The 16,686-nt window shown below is 61.0% G+C and carries 19 protein-coding genes; 9 read left to right on the forward strand and 10 right to left on the reverse strand.

All coding sequences use genetic code 11. The annotated features are described in order from the left end of the window. The first annotated feature begins 30 nt into the window (after nt 1–30). The 5 genes from VHB27_RS02630 to VHB27_RS02650 all read left to right on the forward strand — a co-directional run bounded on the left by VHB27_RS02630 (nt 31) and on the right by VHB27_RS02650 (nt 5,245). A complete protein-coding gene (locus tag VHB27_RS02630) occupies nt 31–1,026 on the forward strand; it encodes a dihydroorotate dehydrogenase-like protein (protein WP_325597370.1) in 996 nt (331 codons plus the stop codon). Nucleotides 1,027–1,211: 185 nt separating this feature from the next. Further along, nucleotides 1,212–1,625, forward strand: coding sequence for a hypothetical protein (locus tag VHB27_RS02635; protein WP_325597371.1), 414 nt, complete (start codon nt 1,212–1,214; stop codon nt 1,623–1,625). Nucleotides 1,626–1,797: 172 nt separating this feature from the next. Beyond that, entirely contained in the window at nt 1,798–3,657 is a 1,860-nt protein-coding gene (locus VHB27_RS02640) for a PHA/PHB synthase family protein (RefSeq protein WP_325597372.1), read from the forward strand. 108 nt (nt 3,658–3,765) lie between these two features. Continuing rightward, on the forward strand, nt 3,766–4,632 hold the full coding sequence (locus VHB27_RS02645; protein ID WP_325597373.1) for a universal stress protein: 867 nt from the start codon (nt 3,766–3,768) through the stop codon (nt 4,630–4,632). A 145-nt stretch (nt 4,633–4,777) separates the two neighbouring features. Beyond that, nucleotides 4,778–5,245 carry a host attachment protein gene (locus VHB27_RS02650; protein ID WP_325597374.1) on the forward strand — a complete coding sequence of 156 codons (468 nt, stop codon included), beginning with the start codon at nt 4,778–4,780 and terminating at the stop codon, nt 5,243–5,245. Nucleotides 5,246–5,371: 126 nt separating this feature from the next. Here the strand turns inward: VHB27_RS02650 and VHB27_RS02655 are convergent, their stop codons facing one another. Next, the gene (locus VHB27_RS02655) at nt 5,372–7,756 is read right to left on the reverse strand and encodes a glycoside hydrolase family 15 protein (RefSeq protein WP_325597375.1); all 2,385 of its coding nucleotides are present in this window, start codon (nt 7,754–7,756) and stop codon (nt 5,372–5,374) included. A 517-nt stretch (nt 7,757–8,273) separates the two neighbouring features. Between VHB27_RS02655 and VHB27_RS02660 the strand changes: the two genes are divergently transcribed. The 4 genes from VHB27_RS02660 (at nt 8,274) to VHB27_RS02675 (ending at nt 10,256) form a co-directional block, all read left to right on the forward strand. Further along, nucleotides 8,274–8,594, forward strand: coding sequence for a hypothetical protein (locus VHB27_RS02660; protein WP_325597376.1), 321 nt, complete (start codon nt 8,274–8,276; stop codon nt 8,592–8,594). Between the two features lie 254 nt (nt 8,595–8,848). Then, nucleotides 8,849–9,514 (forward strand): BON domain-containing protein, encoded by a 666-nt coding sequence (locus VHB27_RS02665; protein WP_325597377.1) that lies wholly within the window; start codon nt 8,849–8,851, stop codon nt 9,512–9,514. 39 nt (nt 9,515–9,553) lie between these two features. Further along, a complete protein-coding gene (locus tag VHB27_RS02670; protein ID WP_325597378.1) occupies nt 9,554–10,039 on the forward strand; it encodes an OmpA family protein in 486 nt (161 codons plus the stop codon). 16 nt (nt 10,040–10,055) lie between these two features. Further along, nucleotides 10,056–10,256: a DUF2934 domain-containing protein gene (locus VHB27_RS02675; protein WP_325597379.1), complete on the forward strand. Its 201-nt coding sequence runs from the start codon at nt 10,056–10,058 to the stop codon at nt 10,254–10,256. 43 nt (nt 10,257–10,299) lie between these two features. On the opposite strand, the gene VHB27_RS02680 is transcribed toward VHB27_RS02675, so the two are convergent. From VHB27_RS02680 to atpD, 9 genes are read right to left on the reverse strand one after another with little or no spacing between them, the layout of a single operon-like run. Next, nucleotides 10,300–11,145: a F0F1 ATP synthase subunit gamma gene (locus VHB27_RS02680; RefSeq protein WP_325597380.1), complete on the reverse strand. Its 846-nt coding sequence runs from the start codon at nt 11,143–11,145 to the stop codon at nt 10,300–10,302. Then, nucleotides 11,142–12,647: a F0F1 ATP synthase subunit alpha gene (locus tag VHB27_RS02685; protein WP_325597381.1), complete on the reverse strand. Its 1,506-nt coding sequence runs from the start codon at nt 12,645–12,647 to the stop codon at nt 11,142–11,144. The genes VHB27_RS02680 and VHB27_RS02685 overlap by 4 nt, the downstream gene beginning before the upstream one ends. Next, complete coding sequence (locus tag VHB27_RS02690; protein ID WP_325597382.1) at nt 12,622–13,377, reverse strand: hypothetical protein; 756 nt, start codon at nt 13,375–13,377, stop codon at nt 12,622–12,624. Before VHB27_RS02690 ends, VHB27_RS02685 begins: the two co-directional genes overlap by 26 nt. Continuing rightward, complete coding sequence (locus tag VHB27_RS02695) at nt 13,377–13,622, reverse strand: F0F1 ATP synthase subunit C (RefSeq protein ID WP_325597383.1); 246 nt, start codon at nt 13,620–13,622, stop codon at nt 13,377–13,379. Before VHB27_RS02695 ends, VHB27_RS02690 begins: the two co-directional genes overlap by 1 nt. A gap of 18 nt (nt 13,623–13,640) precedes the next feature. After that, complete coding sequence (locus VHB27_RS02700; protein ID WP_325597384.1) at nt 13,641–14,330, reverse strand: F0F1 ATP synthase subunit A; 690 nt, start codon at nt 14,328–14,330, stop codon at nt 13,641–13,643. After that, on the reverse strand, nt 14,327–14,575 hold the full coding sequence (locus tag VHB27_RS02705; protein ID WP_325597385.1) for an ATP synthase subunit I: 249 nt from the start codon (nt 14,573–14,575) through the stop codon (nt 14,327–14,329). Before VHB27_RS02705 ends, VHB27_RS02700 begins: the two co-directional genes overlap by 4 nt. Then, entirely contained in the window at nt 14,572–14,847 is a 276-nt protein-coding gene (locus VHB27_RS02710) for an AtpZ/AtpI family protein (RefSeq protein ID WP_325597386.1), read from the reverse strand. Before VHB27_RS02710 ends, VHB27_RS02705 begins: the two co-directional genes overlap by 4 nt. Then, nucleotides 14,844–15,260 carry a F0F1 ATP synthase subunit epsilon gene (locus VHB27_RS02715; RefSeq protein WP_325597387.1) on the reverse strand — a complete coding sequence of 139 codons (417 nt, stop codon included), beginning with the start codon at nt 15,258–15,260 and terminating at the stop codon, nt 14,844–14,846. Before VHB27_RS02715 ends, VHB27_RS02710 begins: the two co-directional genes overlap by 4 nt. Next, nucleotides 15,257–16,681 carry a F0F1 ATP synthase subunit beta gene (gene atpD, locus VHB27_RS02720; protein WP_325597388.1) on the reverse strand — a complete coding sequence of 475 codons (1,425 nt, stop codon included), beginning with the start codon at nt 16,679–16,681 and terminating at the stop codon, nt 15,257–15,259. Before atpD ends, VHB27_RS02715 begins: the two co-directional genes overlap by 4 nt. Between the last annotated feature and the right edge of the window lie 5 nt (nt 16,682–16,686).

Below are 16,686 nucleotides of genomic sequence, written 5' to 3' on the forward strand. Positions count from 1 at the left end.
AACGGTCACGAAAGCAGGAGTGCCGGGGCGATGGATCTGACGACACGATATCTGGGGCTCGAGTTGCGAAACCCGTTGGTGGCAGGGGCAGGGCCGTTCAATGCCGAACTCGACAATATAAAGCGCCTGGAAGATCTGGGTGCTGGCGCTGTGGTGCTTCCCTCGATATTCGAGGAGCAAATCGAGCACGAACAACAGCTGATGGAGGATCTGATTACGGTCGGTACCGATAGCTATGCCGAGGCGCTGACTTATTTCCCTAGTCAGGCCGCCTATGCTGTCGATCCGGTTCGCTACCTTGACCTCATACGCCGGGCGACGGCAGCCGTGGATATCCCGGTCATCGGAAGCTTAAATGGCGCTACCGATCATGGTTGGGTCGAGTACGCGCGGCAGATCGAAGAGGCCGGGGCGGATGCTGTCGAACTCAACATTTATTTCATTCCCTCCGATCTCGATCTCACAGGACGCGCCGTCGAGCAACGATATATCGACATCCTGAAGACCGTGAAGGCAGCGGTGCGGATTCCAGTGGCAGTGAAGATCGGTCCGTATTTCAGTGCGATCGGCAACATGGCTCGTGAGCTCGACAAGGCAGGCGCTGACGGTCTCGTGCTGTTCAATCGCTTCTATCAACCCGATATCGACTTGGAACGGCTGGCGCTGGTTTCCGATCTCGATCTCAGCCGGCCCAATGAATGCCGCCTTCCTTTACTCTGGCTTGGCGTGCTGGCAGGGCGGGTCAAGGCTTCTCTCGCGGCAAGCACAGGCGTCGACAGTGCGGTCGAAGTGGTCAAATACCTTCTTGCAGGTGCGGATGTCGTGATGACGACATCCGCACTGCTGCGAGAAGGGGTTCAGCATATTCAATCGTTGCGGGACGGGCTTGAGCATTGGCTTGCGGCACGCGGGATACATTCGCTTGCCGCGATCCGCGGTTGCATGAGCCACCGTAATATTCCGGACCCGATGGCGTTCGAGCGCGCAAACTATATCAGGATTCTGCAGGGATACGGACGGAAATAGAGTGGGGATCGAGAGAGGTACACGGGATAGTGTCAGAACGATTCCGGAAGCGCGGCTCGCGTTTGATCGGAATCAACTTGTGGCCATGCCGGCGCGCATAGGGTGGAGGAACCGGAACGCCTTGTAGGATCGCGTTGCCGCAACTGTGCTTTCGTCTGCAGTGATCAACCGCGGGAGAGACTTTCATGGACAAGACGACGGATGCGAAACAGACCCAACGCGGTGCAGAATACCTACCATTCCTGGAGCGCTTCAGCGGCCCTGGAATACGTATGGCCGTTTGGCCGATCCAACTTTGGCTTAGTTGGGAAGCCGATGTGTTGGACACGGCGGTGCCAGCAACAACTGAATGGCTAGTACGTCGTCGTGAGGGCAGCAAAGCCACTTATGAAGCACTCCAACGGCTCTGCGCTTGTAAAGATGCCAATGATGCCGCCAAAATCCAAGCGGATTGGCTTCAAGAGGAAACGACGCGACTTGAGGCAGATTTCCGGTCTCTGAGTAACGCCGTACTGTCATGGTCGCAAGCTGCTGCACGGACGGGTCACCAAGCGATGCAGGTCGAGAAAGAGGCCTTGTCCAATCTTGCGACACAATAGAAGTGCGCGACGGCGCCGCGAGCGTCTTGAGGTCCCTGGCCTAAAGATGGGCGTATCTCATCCATCGAAGGGGTGCCTCGGGCGGTACGGCTGAACACTGTCGAGGGACTTGGGAATGGTCAAACATGTGCGAACGTCGACGATCCATTCCGTGGATGCAAAGGAAAGGTCAGTGGCCGAGAAAGAACCTGACGTCAGGCGTCGCGTGCCGGCCGCGGCTGGATCAGGAACTGTCCGTCGAGGCGATGTGGCGCGCGATGGGCGCGGTACTCTCAACGACTACCCACTTGTGCCGAGTGGATCCGCCGTGGACGAGGTGCGAGCCGATATCATCGATCGGCTGGTACATGCCTGGCAGGCTAGGCTCACCCTTTCGGTATCTCCCGCCGCCCTCATGATCGCATTTTACGATTGGGGGATGCATCTCGGCAATGCGCCGGGGAAGCAGGCGGCTCTGGTAGAGAAGGCGGCGCGCAAGTGGGTGCGTTGGCTGACGTATCTATCGCGGGTCGCGATCAATCCCGGGACACCGCCTTGTATCGAGCCCTTGCCGCAGGATAAGCGCTTCGTCGACGACGTTTGGCAGCAACTCCCGTTCTGTGCAATTTATCAAGCGTTTCTGCTGCAACAGCAGTGGTGGTATAACGCAACGACCGGGATTCGTGGAGTTGCACCGCGACACGAGCGCACCGTCGCTTTTGCGATGCGGCAGATTTTGGATGTGTTTTCGCCGTCGAACTTTCTCGCTACTAACCCCGAAGTACTGTGGCAGACCTTCTCGGAAGGGGGGTACAATCTCTTTCGTGGTGTACGGCACTTTATCGAGGATTGGGAACGCGCCATCGCCGGACGGAAACCGATTGGCACAGAGGCCTTTCAGGCCGGCCTGAATGTCGCGACCACACCAGGGAAGGTTGTATACCGTAATGAGCTTATCGAGTTAATTCAATACGTACCAAGCACGACAACTGTGCACCCCGAACCGGTACTGATCGTACCGGCTTGGATCATGAAATATTATATCCTCGACCTATCGCCGGAAAACTCCCTCGTACGCTACCTCGTCGGGAAGGGTTTTACCGTGTTCATGATCTCCTGGCGCAATCCGACAGCGGAACTACGCGATTTGTCGATGGAGGATTATCGCAGATTGGGTGTCCTGAAGGCCCTTGATGCCATCAACGCAATCTGCCCCAACCGACCGGTGCATGCCTGTGGCTACTGCCTGGGTGGCACGTTGCTGACGATCGCAGCAGCGGCGATGGCGCGCGATCAAGATGATCGGCTGAAGACCATCACCTTGCTTGCGGCGGAAACCGAATTCTCCGAGGCAGGAGAGCTCACGCTATTCCTCGGCGCCAGCCAGGTGGCGTATCTCGAGGACACGATGTGGGAGCAGGGCTATCTCGACACGCGTCAGATGTCGGGGGCCTTTCAGCTGTTGCGGTCCAACGACCTGATCTGGTCACAAGGTGTCCGTCAGTACCTGAAGGGCGAACGCGTTCCGATGACCGACCTGATGGCTTGGAACGCCGATGCCACGCGCATGCCCTATCGCATGCACTCGGAATACTTGCGGCGGCTCTTTATTGCGAACGAGCTTGCGGAGGGCCAATACGAGGTTGAAGGTCATCCGATTGCCCTATCCGATATTCGTGCACCAATTTTCATGGTTGCAACCCTGACGGATCACGTTGCACCTTGGCGTTCCGTCTATAAGCTCCATCTTCTGACGGACGCGCCAATCGACTTTGTGCTCACGTCTGGTGGCCACAACGCAGGTATCGTCAGTGAGCCTGGTCACCCAGGCCGTAGCTACCAGATTGCAAGTCGTCCGGCTGGCGGCCGTTATGTCGATCCAGAGACATGGTCCGCGATCACACCGGTTGTAGATGGTTCATGGTGGCCAGCATGGGTAGGCTGGCTCGCGGAACATTCTGCTGCGCCAGGTAAGGCTCCCGGAATGGCGGCCCCGAACGCCGGCTTCCCGAGTCTAGCCGATGCACCCGGATACTATGTGTTAGAACCATGATGTTTAATCGCCCATAGTCCGTAGATTTGCTTCCTAAGGCATGTGGTTGACGCAGATCAACGAGGCATACGCCAGTTCATGACATGCAGGCCTCTGAAGGAGGCAAGGATGTCCAGATATATTCTGCTGCCGCTCATGGGCCAAACTACTGATGAGCCAATCGCAGCTACCGCTTTGGTAGCCGCGCGATTGTTGTCCGGTCATCTGGAATTCCTGCATGTCCGCCGCGATGTTGGGGCAGTAGTTGCAGAAATCGCATCAGGCGATTATTCGAGTGGTGTCGACTATGACTTGATCCTGGAGACGTTGGAGCGAGATACGGCAGACCGTCAGAAGGCTGCCGAGCAAACGTTCCGAGATTGCTGCGAGCGAGGGGGAATCCCGCTGTCTTCTGAGGCCCTTGCGGCCGTACCGACAGCGGAATGGCGACTGGAGACTGGCGATGAGGCGGGCTTGCTCGCCAAGCACGGTCGAGTTGCCGACCTTTTGGTGGTGGGAGCCATGCGCGATGGCACGACAGCGCTCAAGGATCTGTTGCAGGTTGCCCTGATGGAGACCGGACGACCAGTGCTGCTCGTCCCGCCAAGGCCACCAGTCAGTCTTTCCGGAGTCGTCGCCGTCGCCTGGAAAGACAGACCGGAAGCCGCTCGTGCGGTCGCCGCGGCAGAGCCCTTCCTGGCGAAAGCAGACCGGGTGGTTATTCTTACCGTTGTGGAAGACGAAGAAGGCGACGAGTCATCTGGTGAGGCGCTTCGTCACGCTCTGACATGGCATAATCCCAAAACGACGATGCAAGTCTTGAAGAAGCAGGATAGGCCAGCCGCAGAGGTGTTGCTGGAAGCTGCCGCCGCTGCTGGCGCCAATCTGCTTGTGATGGGTGCCTATGGCCATAGTCGGATGCGCGAGATGATTTTTGGCGGGTTCACTCGCCACATGTTGCTGAACGCCAACCTCCCAGTGCTGATGGCGCACTGAGCGACCCCGGACGGCTACGGACTACACCCGACTGCGCTTTTATAACCCCAATGTCTATGCGGGCGTCGGAGCGCTTGATTGGCATCAATTCAACCTGCGCCAGCACGTATAGTGTCAAATCGGAATAGGACTCAAGAGGCAGCAAATGGAAACAGGCCACCACCTACTCATCGTGATCGCCGACGGTGAACATGCTCGTCTTGTGCGGCAGGCCAAGGATAATGCCTTGCATACACAAACAGTATTGGAATCGGCGACTGCCGGAGCTCGTTCAGCCGAGCTCGGCACTGACCACCCGGGCGCGACTTTCCACACTGGCGCAACGGCTCATCATGCAATCGAGCCTCGTCATGATCTTCATACGGCAGCGAAAGAAAAATTCGCACGGGAGGTTGCAAAAGAAATAAAGACCTCGATGGATGAGGCGGAGGATTTGCGGCTTTTGCTTGTTGCGCCGTCCCACACGCTCTCGAGCCTTCAGGATGCCTTGGATCCCGTGGCGAAGCAGAGGGTCGTCGGAACTCTGTCCAAGGACTTGGTAAAAGTCCCGGACCATCAGCTACAGCCGCATCTTCGGCAATGGGTCCCGCCTATACATCGCACGATACTCTAAGAGAGTTAGCGTTTAATTTGAGCTGAATCGGGGCAAGCGGTCATGACAAGCGGTAGCATAACCGGTACGACTGGTGAAAGAAGGGACGGTTATTCCTAATTGTGACCATCCGCATGGGTGACATTATCAACTTTCACTGGCAATGATCCGAATGGTAATTTGGTCCGTGGAGGCTAAGCCGGATGTCTGGCACCTCCACCGGAAGGTCACTACCTTGCCGACTGCCAGTTCGTGTGTTTCCAACTCTGCGGCGTGAAAGCCAAGACCGGAGTCCTGTGTGGCAATGACTGCCTCGGGCTCCGGATCGGCGCGCCATGATACCGTCGCTGGTTCGCCGAGGGCGATCACCAACCGTGTGCCGGCTGGCAATTGTCCAATGGGCGACTTTTGTGACCAGAAGGTGTATCGGGGGGTTGGCTTTTGTCCGCGATAGCGCCGCCAGACAGCCAAGGGTCTATCACAAGGCACGCCAAGCTGCCGCGAAATGACAAGCTTTGCGAACTCGGCGTGCGCCCAGGCAAGCGGACGGGCCGATCCGCTGGGCCGCCCGTACGCCAGATCTCGCGACGGAACAGGCGGTCCATCCCAGACTTGTTCCGGTATCAGTCCCAGCTGATTCGCCATTCCGCACATCGCAGACAGAAGAGGCAACGGGTCGCGTCCTGCCACTACGTCATAGTGCCCTCGCTCTCCCGTCAACAGCGGCCATGGCCTGCCTCGGCCGGTTCCGTCATATGGGCTGCCATCGTCGTGCTCACCGTAACCATCGCCCGTGTAACGGCGCCATACGGGTCCCACCGGAGACTCGACTCTCAGCAGTTTGTCTATGATGGTCAGGGTGTCCAGGATCAACGGATCGTCCGGTTGCCGTAGCCCGAACCGGACAAGTTGCAGAAAGTCGGTGCCGATCAGTTCGTTCGCCGGCAACTTCGCCCCGTCGGCATGATTCCGTAACGGAATGGTCTCGGAAAATGACTCGGCGCCTCGTGTCAGCACACCGGGCGGCGCTATGCGCACGTAATATCCCGCAACACCCATCCGTGCGGCCAATGCTGTTCCGCGAACGGCGACCCAGCGCTCGATATTGGCGTTCCAGAAATCAGCTAGCGCCAGGGCCCATCGCCGGGCCGCTTCGGGTAGGAACGGGGCACCTTCCACCAGTGCCGCGACCATAGCTGCCAGGGTATAGGTGTTGAGACCGCCATTTTCTTCCCAACGCTCCTGCTCCGTCACCGGCCCGTTGCAGGCGATGAAGCTCAACGCCTTATGAATCATGGCTTCGACATGAATGCCGCCCAGCGCGTTCCGGCCTGACAATGCGCTCGCCAGCAGGACCGGAAAAGCGGTTTCGTCGAGTTGCAGGCCTTGCCAGAACGCCGTACCCCCAAGCCACTGGTTCTGATTCCAATGCCCATCGGCCGTCTGTGTCGCGATTAGATAGCGCAGCGTGTCGCGGGTTTCTTCCTCGGCTCCGATCGCCAGCAGCGCGGTTGCACAGGAGACGAGGTCACGTGGCCACACAAGATGATATCCACCCCGTTCATCGCCCGTATCCCCCCACGGCACACTCAGGCTCGCAACCATCGCGCCCGGGTAGGTCTTGTCCATATGCGCGCGCAGCACCATCGTCGAGACAAGGAATTGTTCGGCGATTGCGGGTGGCAGGTCGATCGGCGGGGCATAGCGCTCGCTGCGCCGCATGTGCCATTGCTCCCATTCCGCGATCTGAATGCGTACCAGATTCTCGAAGGGCTGCAGCAGACTGGCGATGGCCAGCGTTGCCGCCGCCTGGGTACTGCCGCCAAAGCCGAGTCCCAGGACGCCATCTCGCGGCAGCGCACCGATCAGAGCGACATTGCCAGGTCCGGCCTGAGGGTATTGCCAAGTCAAGGAGCCGTTCTGATTGAAATCATGCCATCCGTCGCTGAAGCCGACATAGCCGGCGCTGGCCGCGCCAAGCGCGTCGTTCTGCGACGGGTCCGTGACGACAACGGCCAAGGAGAAGGGACCCTGCCTCGCCACCAGCGCTTTCCGCCCCGAATGCATCTCCACCGCTGCTCGGTTATCGTGGCCGGTGGCCCCAACATGGGGCGCGAGCAGCACATAGGGACGGAGCTCCGGCTCCGCCTCCAGGTGGAATTCGATTGCCAGGACTTCCCTGCGTGGATCCGGACAGATCCGCAGGCGGAGCAGATAGCGTTCGTGGCGATGACTGATCTCATAGGCCGGCGCACCGGGGGCGAGGAAACGGATATCGTAGCGCGCGACACGCTTCACCTCCGACCAGAAACCGCGGCCGTCGGCGATAATGAAGCCAAGATCACGGATTTGCGGAAGGTCGATCCGCGGAAAATAGACCTCATTGACGATGCCGTGTCCGAGCGTGAACCAGAGCCTCGGTGAGCCAAGCGAACAGCCGACCGCGTCCTTCGCACTGCTCGACCATGTGGGATCGATCCCCGGCTGGCCTGGTGCGTCCGGCTGTGGACCGTCTCGACCGAGTTTCACCATCGTATCGACGTCCTTATGCAAGTTTGAAGTCGCGGCCGGGATCCAGCGGAATCATCATGCACGACGAACAACCGGGATTTCTTGAGTTGCATCAAACTATCCTTCTCGCGGATGGCGCACTAGTGGCATCCGGAAGGGGGCGCCAATGAGCTCTATCTATCGTGTATCATTCTACAAGAGATTGACGGACAGTACTGGGCATCCGGTAACCCCGTGCCAGGGCGCAGTCGAAGTGGACGCCGCCAGCGAGGAAGCGGCGGTGAAGGCTGCCAGACAGCAATTCGCCGAACTAGCTGATGTTGCCGACTGGTGGCTGCGAGCGGACTACGAAACGGTCGAGTTTCTCCCGGCTCGCAAGCGTGTCTCCCGCGCGGCATGGCGCCGCAGTCGCGGAGCGGAGCGTGCTTGATGGTCGCCGATACGTCGACTGAGACGGAACGGCTTCCTTGATTGACCGCGATCAAGGACCTTTCCGTTCCGTCCCGTAAATTACCGCCGCCAAAAGCTGGAGGCGAGGATGGCAGGAAAAGCGAAACGGGAGACGATTCGGGAGAGGGCCGAGCGTCTCTGGCGGGAAGACGGCGCTCCGCGAGGGCGCAAAGCAGAGTATCTGGAGCGGGCCAGGGAGTTGGCGGCGATCGAGAATAATCCGGGCGTCGGTCTGTTGCCGAACCCCGTATCCGCTCATCCGGAGAGAGCGCCGGGTGCTCCGTCTGTCGAGGAAGCCGATCTGATGGAAAACCTGGGAGAATTTCCGTCCCTTCTGGATGATCAAGGTACTCGACACCTTTTTCCGATGACGCGTTCGAAGGCGCGCCGTGCTCTGCGGGAGGAATGATCCCCGCTGAGCACTAAGCGGGGTCGGTTCTCCTGCATCAATCGCAAGGATGCCATCGCCATGGCAGCACGGCGAAGGCCATTCATTTACGCCGAGGCGTGGATGGTGGGCCATGACCGTTACCGTCTCAGACCATGGCACGGGTTGTCGGCATCGATACGCACCACGACGGTTGAGCTAAGTCAAGGTTTCTTTCCTTCTGACGTCCATAGTCGCCTTCGAAGAAGCTTTCAGTTAAGGACGGGAGGCTGTACATGATCAACGATTCTATTCTCCAACGCCTTGTCGTGGATGAGCTGAATTGGGAACCGAGCGTCAATGCCGCTCATATCGGAGTTGTGGTCAAGAACGGTGTCGTAACTCTAACGGGATTTGTTGATAGCTATGCCGCTCGGGCAGCGGCGGAAGACGCCGCCGGTCGGGTCAAGGGCGTAGCAGCGATCGCTCAGGAAATCGAGGTCCGTCTGCCGAACGCGCAAAAGCGAGCGGATGATGAAATCGCCGAGCGGGCCTTGCGGGTTCTGACGTGGGATGTGGCGGTTCCCGATGAAGGCATACATGTCAAAGTATCCCATGGGGTGGTGACCCTGAGCGGCACGGTGGAGCACTACTTCCAGCGGACTGCCGCCGAAAATGCGATCAAGCGTCTCAGCGGCGTGAAGTTCATCTCGAACCAGATTGGCGTGGTGCCGAAGGTTGTGGTGCCGGTGACACCGGGCAGTATCCGCAATCAAATCGACGCCGCATTACGGCGGCGGGCCGATATCGAGGCGAATAATATCAATATCGTCGTCGACCAAGGCAAAGTCACGCTGATGGGGACGACACATAGCTGGCTAGAAAAATCGACCATCAACGACGCGGTCTGGGGGGCGCCGGGGGTGGTGGAGGTCGAGGATCGAATGACCGTTAGGTCCTAGGCCGTTCCTAACATTCTTCTTGAGTAAAAGGACCGTATCATGCGTCTCTCAGTTCCCGCAGCCTGCGTGGCGATGGCTGCTCTCGCGGCCTGTGCTCCCAAGCAGCAACCAACGGCTGCAGTGTCGCCTCATCCGGCAAGCAACATCGTCCCGGGTAGTCAGGAAGATCTGGTTGCCAACGTGGGCGACCGGGTGTTCTTCGATTTCAACAAGTCCAACCTGGACGGGAAGGGGCCGCGCACCGCGTCGAACATCGATGTTCTGACCCGACAGGTTGCTTGGCTTAAAGTCTACGGCCAGAACAATGTGCAGGTTGCCGGGAACTGCGACGAAAGAGGCACGGAAGAATACAACCTTGCTCTGGGTGATCTTCGTGCCAGGACCGTCAAGACCTACATGGTCGCGAGGGGAATTGCACCCGCTAGGATCACGACCATCAGCTACGGAAAAGAGCGCCCTGTTGCCCTGGGGTCAGACGAGGAAGCCTGGTCGCAGAACCGCAACGCAATCACTTCTCTCAAATGAGAAAAAGGAGGCGGCGATGAATTTGCAGGACCAATCCGTGAGCACCGATGACGCTGTCCACAAGCTCATCGCCGAGCGGGCATACGAAATCTGGGAAAGCCATGGTCGTATTCATGGGTACGACAAGGTCCATTGGCATGAGGCCGAACAAGAAATCCTGAACTGCTTGCAGCAGGCTGCCGAGGTGCAATCGCTGAAAGCGCCGCACGCCGCCTAACACTCCGCCTGCCGGTAGCATCACCGGCAGGTGGTCTTCACGGTCAGCGGCTGGGTACCGCTGAGCTGCTTGCCAGTTCCACGACTTCGGCCGTGATCTCCTCTTGCCGGATTTGCCGCTCCGAGGCCTGGAGGTCCGACAGCATACTGTCCAAGTGCGCCTTGGCGGATAGCATGATTGCGACCCGCGCCTCGTTCTCGGCGGAGAATGCGCTCAAGGCTGCCTCGCACAACTCGGAAAATATGTATTCCTCGGCCAGCCGAACCAGCAAAAGCCAAGGCGGCAGCGTGATAAGCGGCGCCTGCGCGGCCAGAGGAGATGCAAATCGCCGGAAATCGAAGGGCAGCAAGGAACGTCTTTCTGCCGTCACGCCCTCGCCGGCCTTCCAATGGGGCACGATCATCTCGAGACGACTGCCGGCACGTCCTGCGACCCAGGCATAGAGCGCATCCGCGATGCGTCCGGCCAGGTTTGAGATCAGGCTGGCATGCGGCACCATCGCAGCTTGCCAGAAGGGCTGCATCCCTCGGTCCCGCGCCAGCGCGGCCCCGCGCGTGCCGATCAGGAACATATCCCACCCCTGTGCGACCTCAGCCGCCGCCGTATCCAGGACACGATCGCTGAACGCCCCAGCGAAACCCTGTTCGGCACAGAACACGATCACTGCCTGCCGATCGGGCGCGTGGGGAGGGTGCTCGATCTCTGGCAGCAACGGCAGCGCCTGGCCGATTGCATTGGCGATAACCTTCTCATATGCCCGGACGCCTTCCAGCAAACCATGGGCCTGTTGCACCCGACTGGCCGAGATACCGCGCATCGCTGTCACGACGTCGCTCAGCGCGTGCACGCTGCCGATGCGCCGGGTCGTTTCCGCAAGGCGTTCGGTCATGCCACGAAGCGCTGCGCCAGCGCCCGCATGGTGGCAAGCAATGACTCCGTTTCCTCCGCGCCGAGCGTCCCACCTGCCGACAGCCTTCGTATGACGGGATCGGCGTGCTCATCCAGCCAGGCCGGCACAGCTTCCCGTAAGGCGCTGATCCGGTCCGGCGCCACGCTATCCAGCGCGCCGCCCTGCAGCGCCATTGCCAACGCCACCTCATCAACCAGCCGCAGCGGAGCGTATTGCGGTTGCGACAACAGGGCGCGCAACCGGATGCCGCGATCGAGACGCGCCTGCACATGCGCATCCGGTACCCCGCCGAAGCGGGAAAACATCTCCAGTTCCAGAAATTGCGCGTAATCCAGCCGCATGCTGCCGGTGGCGTTCCGCAGTGCCCGCGCCTGTGTCTTTCCACCCACCCGGCTCACGCTGGTGCCGATATCGATTGCGGGCTTCTGCCCTTCCTGGAACAGGCGGACATTGGTCACGAGCTGGCCATCGGTGATGGAGATCAGATTGGTCGGGATGTAGGCGCTCAGATTGCCCGCGTCCGTCTCGGCGATCGGTAAGGCCGTCAACGAGCCGCCGCCTTGGTCCGCTGAAAGTTTCGCCGCTCGCTCCAGCAATCGCGCGTGCAGATAGAACACGTCGGCCGGATAGGCCTCCCGGCCGGGAGGTTGACGGGTCAACAGAGCGATTTCCCGGTGCGTGGCCGCATGCTTGGTCAGGTCATCGATCACGACCAGGGCGTGCTGGCCGCGGTTCCGGAAATACTCGGCCATGGTCATGCCGGCGAAGGGCGCGATCCATTGCAGGCCTGGCGATGCGGTTGCCGCCGCAACGACGAAGATGCAGCGTGCCGGAGCACCGTTCCGGTGTATGGCTTCGATGACCCGCGCCACGGTGGAGGATTTCTGGCCGATGGCGATATAGATGCAGATCAGGTCGGAGCCGCGCTGGTTGATCACCGTGTCGGCCGCGATCGCCGTCTTGCCAGTGCCACGATCGCCGATGATCAATTCGCGCTGGCCCCGGCCGAGCGCGAACATTGCGTCAATCGCCAAGATCCCTGTCTGTACCGGTTCCGTCACAAGGTCCCGTTCGATGATCGACGGAGCAGGAGCGTCGATCGGCAGATGCGCTACTGCTTCGACCGATGATCCGCCATCCAGCGGGCGGCCGAGCGGATCGACGACCCGTCCGAGCAGACCTGGACCCACGGGTGCGCGAACCACTTCACCGGTGCCGTAGACCTCGTCGCCGGCTTCGATCAGGTCGCAGTCGTCCAGCAGCACGCAGTTGATCCGGTCACGCTCCAGCGTCTGCGCAAAGCCGAGCTGTCCCTTCTGGAATCGCAGCACCTCGTCCAGACGTACCGATTGCAGGCCGGATACCGTCGCAATACCGTCCGCAACTGTCCTGACTCGCCCCAACTCCTCCGCTACGGCACCAATCGATGCGGATTGGACCCGGCGGACAGCCTGTTCAAGCCACGGCGAGATGCTGGTCATCCCGGCTCAACTCCTCCGCCATACGATCCAGGTCGGCTTGCCAATTGTTGCGCAGCCGGATATGGGGACCGCGCAACTCGACGCCGGCGATCAATGACGCGTCTGTGCGGAATTGCAGGTCCATGTCCATCCCCAGCCGTTGCCGGAGCGCTTGCCTGCACGCCGCCTGGGTCGACGGGTCCAGCGCGACGGCGGTGATCAATTCCCGTGTCTCGCCTGCTTCCGCCCAAGTGTGTAGATCCTGTTCCGGCAATCCGGCGAGCCAAGTCTGTGGCGTCTGCAGCAGTTTGGCGTTGCCTTCCTGCTCGGACAGTCGTGCCAACAGGCGGGAGGCGATCGATATCGCCAGGTGCCTGGCATCGGACTCCAGCCCGCGCCGCAACGCCTCCCGTTCCTGCTTGGCATCGGCATCGGATGCCTGCCTGACCCGGGCGATCTCGTCTTGTGCCTGCTGGATCAGCGCATCGTGTTCGGCGCGCGCGGTATTCAGTGCTTCCGCCCGGATGCGATCGCCTTCCGCCGCCAATCCCGCCCGGGCCTGCGCTGCATCCAGGGCTTCAGCCGTGGCGGTCCGTCGAGCCTTCTCGGCGTCGGCCAGCATCTTTTCGGTGGCCATGCGACGTTGAGCAATCATGGCGCTGACAGGTCCGAACAGGAATCGCCACAACAACCAGACCAGCACCAGCAGGTTGATCGTCTGCAGCGCGAGCGTGGTCCAGTCGAACGACATCAGCGTGCATAGGGGTTGGCGAACAGCAGCAACAAAGCGATGACCAAGCAGTAGATCGCCATGGTTTCGATCATCGCCAGTCCGACGAACAGCGTGCGGGAGACCGTGTTCGCCGCTTCGGGCTGTCGCGCGATGGCATCCATGGCCGCGGCAACGGCGCGACCCTCGGCGAGAGCGGGACCGATCGCCCCAAAGGAAACAGCGATCGCGGCGCCTAGGATGCTGACAATCCTGATCCAATCCATCGCTTCGATACCCCCATGCTACCGCTTCTGTTGCTCGTCTGCCGGGGATTTCTCACCCAGCGCGCCGGAGATGAAGACCATGGCGAGGACGCTGAAGATGTAGGCCTGGACGGCACCCGTCAGCAGATCGAGCGCCATCAGCGGCACGGGCACCAGAAGCCCGACCAGCGACAGCACGATCCCGATAACGAACACGCCGCTCATCACGTTCCCAAACAATCGAACAACGAGGGAGAATGTGCGCGTCAGCGTTTCCATGACATTGAGCGGGATCATAATCAGGGTCGGTTCCGCGAATGTCGCGAGATAGCCGCGCACGCCGCGGAAGCGAATGCCGTAATAGGATACGGCAAAGAACACGATCAGCGCCAGGGCGGCGTCGGTTTCGAGATGCGCCGTGGGCGGCTCCACGCCCGGCGCGATCGATGACCAGTTAGCGGTGAAAATGAACAGGAACAATGTACCGATCAGCGGCAGAAAGGGCCGGGGGTCGATCCGCATGGTGTCGCGTATTTGTGCTTCGATGGCGGTGACGACCAACTCCAAGGCAGCCTGGCGGGAGGATGGCTGCAGTGACAGCCGCCGCGTGAGCAGCCAGCCGCTGCCGGCCAAAAACAGCATGATGCCCCAGGTCGTCACGACAGTTGTCGCGACGGCTATGGGGCCGATATGGAACGCGATGTGAAGATCCAGCGGCGACTGGTTCATGGCAGGAGCCGCATCATTACAGGACGGGCCAGAAACACGCCGAGCGCGCATAGCAGCAGCGGCATGGCGCCAAGCAGCGCCGTGGCCATCAGCAGGGCCCCAAGCCCTGCCAGCCGGGCCAGGTGCAGGCCAATCGCCGGTCCGCTGACCCTGGCGAAATAGAGGGTCGTGTTCCAGCGCAGGGCGGCGAAATAGATCCCCCCGGCGACCAGACCCACCAGCAGAAAGCCCACATTGCTCATCATCGTTTATGCATCCATTGCCAGGCCGTCCAGCACCCCGCCGCGAGGCCAAGCATCATCAGCGGGCCGGTCCAGAAGATACCCGTGCCCAAGCGCCGGTCTATCCAGCGCCCCAGGAAGACACCAACCAGCGTGGGCACCACGATAGTCCAGCCGAGGACTCCTACTTGCGCGAGGTACTGCCCGAACGTCGGCTCGCCCTGGCGCATCGAGGTCTGCCGTCGCTCCATCCAGCGACGCACCGACCGCAGCAGCCCATCCGATTCCGCTTTCATTCGACGCCGGTCCTTGAGCCGTCACCGCGCAGCGCTTCGACGATCCGTCTCACAGCCTGCGTATGCAGCCGCAGCGCGGCGACCCGCCCCGACCGTTCGGCCTCTGCCTCCGCTTCGAAACGACTCAGTACCACCTGTTCCAGGGTTTCCGGGTCGTCTCCCAGCCGGGCCTCGCGGGTGGCAATGGCGATTTCGGTCCCGCCTCGGACACTCAGCACACCGCGGCGGACGGCACAGCAACCCAGCCGGCCGTCGGCGTGCCGCCAGGAGACGACCGACACCGTCAAGACCGTCAGCAAGTCCACGTGCCCCGACAGGATGCCGAAACAACCGCTTTCATCCTCCGCCCGCAGGCTCTGGATATCCTCGTGATCGGCGACGACAGCCAGCGGATCGGTGATCAGAAGCCTCACGCGGCCTTGGCCTCCGTCCGTGCGTCCTGCAGGGATCCGATCATATAGAGGGCGCTTTCTGGCAAGTTGTCCGTTTCACCGTCCAGGATCGCACGACAGCCTGCCAGCGTATCGGCCAGAGCCACCGATTTGCCGACCACGCCGGTGAATGCCTCGGTCACGCTGAAAGGTTGCGTTAGAAATCGCTGAAGCCGCCGCGCGCGGGATACGATCAGACGATCCTGCTTGCCAAGTTCCTCGACGCCCAGCAACGCGATCACGTCCCGCAGGTCCTGCCAGTGAGCCAGCGTCTCGCGCACCCGTCCGGCAATATCGTAATGCATCTGACCAACGATCGTAGGATCCAGCAGCACGGATGACGAGGCGAGTGGATCAACTGCCGGGTAAATGCCCTCGGCCGCAAGGGCGCGCGACAGCATGATCGTACTTTCCAGGTGCGTGGAGATCGCCGTCACCGCCGGGTCAGTGAAATCATCGGCCGGCACGTAGACTGCCTCGATGGCCGTCATGGACGCGCCGGCCATGGATGCGATCCGTTCCTGCAGGGCGGCGACCTCGCTAGCCAGCGTCGGCTGATACCCAACCCGGGAGGGCAGGCGGCCCAGCAGGCCGGAAACCTCGCTGCCTGCCTGGACGAAACGAAAGACGTTGTCCATCAGCAGCAGCACGTTTTGGTGCTTCTGGTCGCGGAAATACTCAGCAATGGTAATGGCGCCCAATCCGACGCGCCAGCGAGCGCCCGGCGGCTCGTTCATCTGGCCGTACACCAGCACTGTGCGCTCCAGCACGCCCGACTCCTGCATGTCGTGCAGGAGTTCGTGTCCCTCGCGGGACCGCTCTCCGACGCCGGCGAAAACCGAGATGCCCTGATACTTCTCCGCCATGGCGTGGATCAGTTCCATCACAAGTACGGTCTTGCCGACGCCTGCGCCGCCGAACATGGCTGCTTTCCCACCTTGTGCAAGCGGGGCCAGCAGGTCGATGACCTTGATTCCGGTCTCGAACAGCGCGCCTGTGCCGGTCCGTGCCGCGAGTGGCGGGGGAGCACGATGAATCGGCCATTGGACGATATCTTCGCCCAGCGGTGCGCCCTGATCGCGGAGATCGCCCATCACGTCCAGCAGGCGGCCCAGAACCGAGGCACCAACCGGCATCACGAGAGGACTGCCGGTAGCGCGGACGGAAGCGCCTCGCTGCAGGCCGGCCGTCGACTGCAAGGCGACCGCACGCACGCGGGTATCATCCAGATGGCTTTGGACCTCGGCGACAAGCCGTTCCGGACGGCCCCAGTCAACCTCAAGCGCTTCCAGAATCTCGGGCAACCTGCCTGGCGTAAACGCAACATCCACCACGGAGCCGGCGACTGCGACTACGCGCCCGGCGCCGGGTGAGGTGCCTTGGCGGGGGCGGGCTGTGTCCACGCCGG

This window comes from Rhodopila sp., assembly GCF_035548235.1.
Classification (GTDB): Bacteria; Pseudomonadota; Alphaproteobacteria; order Acetobacterales; family Acetobacteraceae; genus Rhodopila.

Coding starts and splice junctions, on each gene's coding strand:
- VHB27_RS02635 (WP_325597371.1), top strand. CDS start 1,212: ATGGACAAGACGACGGATGCGAAACAGACCCAACGCGGTGCAGAATAC.
- VHB27_RS02705 (WP_325597385.1), bottom strand. CDS start 14,575: ATGATGAGCAATGTGGGCTTTCTGCTGGTGGGTCTGGTCGCCGGGGGG.
- VHB27_RS02650 (WP_325597374.1), top strand. CDS start 4,778: ATGGAAACAGGCCACCACCTACTCATCGTGATCGCCGACGGTGAACAT.
- VHB27_RS02680 (WP_325597380.1), bottom strand. CDS start 11,145: ATGACCGAACGCCTTGCGGAAACGACCCGGCGCATCGGCAGCGTGCAC.
- VHB27_RS02665 (WP_325597377.1), top strand. CDS start 8,849: ATGATCAACGATTCTATTCTCCAACGCCTTGTCGTGGATGAGCTGAAT.
- VHB27_RS02660 (WP_325597376.1), top strand. CDS start 8,274: ATGGCAGGAAAAGCGAAACGGGAGACGATTCGGGAGAGGGCCGAGCGT.
- VHB27_RS02700 (WP_325597384.1), bottom strand. CDS start 14,330: ATGAACCAGTCGCCGCTGGATCTTCACATCGCGTTCCATATCGGCCCC.
- VHB27_RS02670 (WP_325597378.1), top strand. CDS start 9,554: ATGCGTCTCTCAGTTCCCGCAGCCTGCGTGGCGATGGCTGCTCTCGCG.
- VHB27_RS02630 (WP_325597370.1), top strand. CDS start 31: ATGGATCTGACGACACGATATCTGGGGCTCGAGTTGCGAAACCCGTTG.
- VHB27_RS02685 (WP_325597381.1), bottom strand. CDS start 12,647: ATGACCAGCATCTCGCCGTGGCTTGAACAGGCTGTCCGCCGGGTCCAA.
- VHB27_RS02710 (WP_325597386.1), bottom strand. CDS start 14,847: ATGAAAGCGGAATCGGATGGGCTGCTGCGGTCGGTGCGTCGCTGGATG.
- VHB27_RS02690 (WP_325597382.1), bottom strand. CDS start 13,377: ATGTCGTTCGACTGGACCACGCTCGCGCTGCAGACGATCAACCTGCTG.
- VHB27_RS02655 (WP_325597375.1), bottom strand. CDS start 7,756: ATGGTGAAACTCGGTCGAGACGGTCCACAGCCGGACGCACCAGGCCAG.
- VHB27_RS02645 (WP_325597373.1), top strand. CDS start 3,766: ATGTCCAGATATATTCTGCTGCCGCTCATGGGCCAAACTACTGATGAG.
- VHB27_RS02675 (WP_325597379.1), top strand. CDS start 10,056: ATGAATTTGCAGGACCAATCCGTGAGCACCGATGACGCTGTCCACAAG.
- VHB27_RS02695 (WP_325597383.1), bottom strand. CDS start 13,622: ATGGATTGGATCAGGATTGTCAGCATCCTAGGCGCCGCGATCGCTGTT.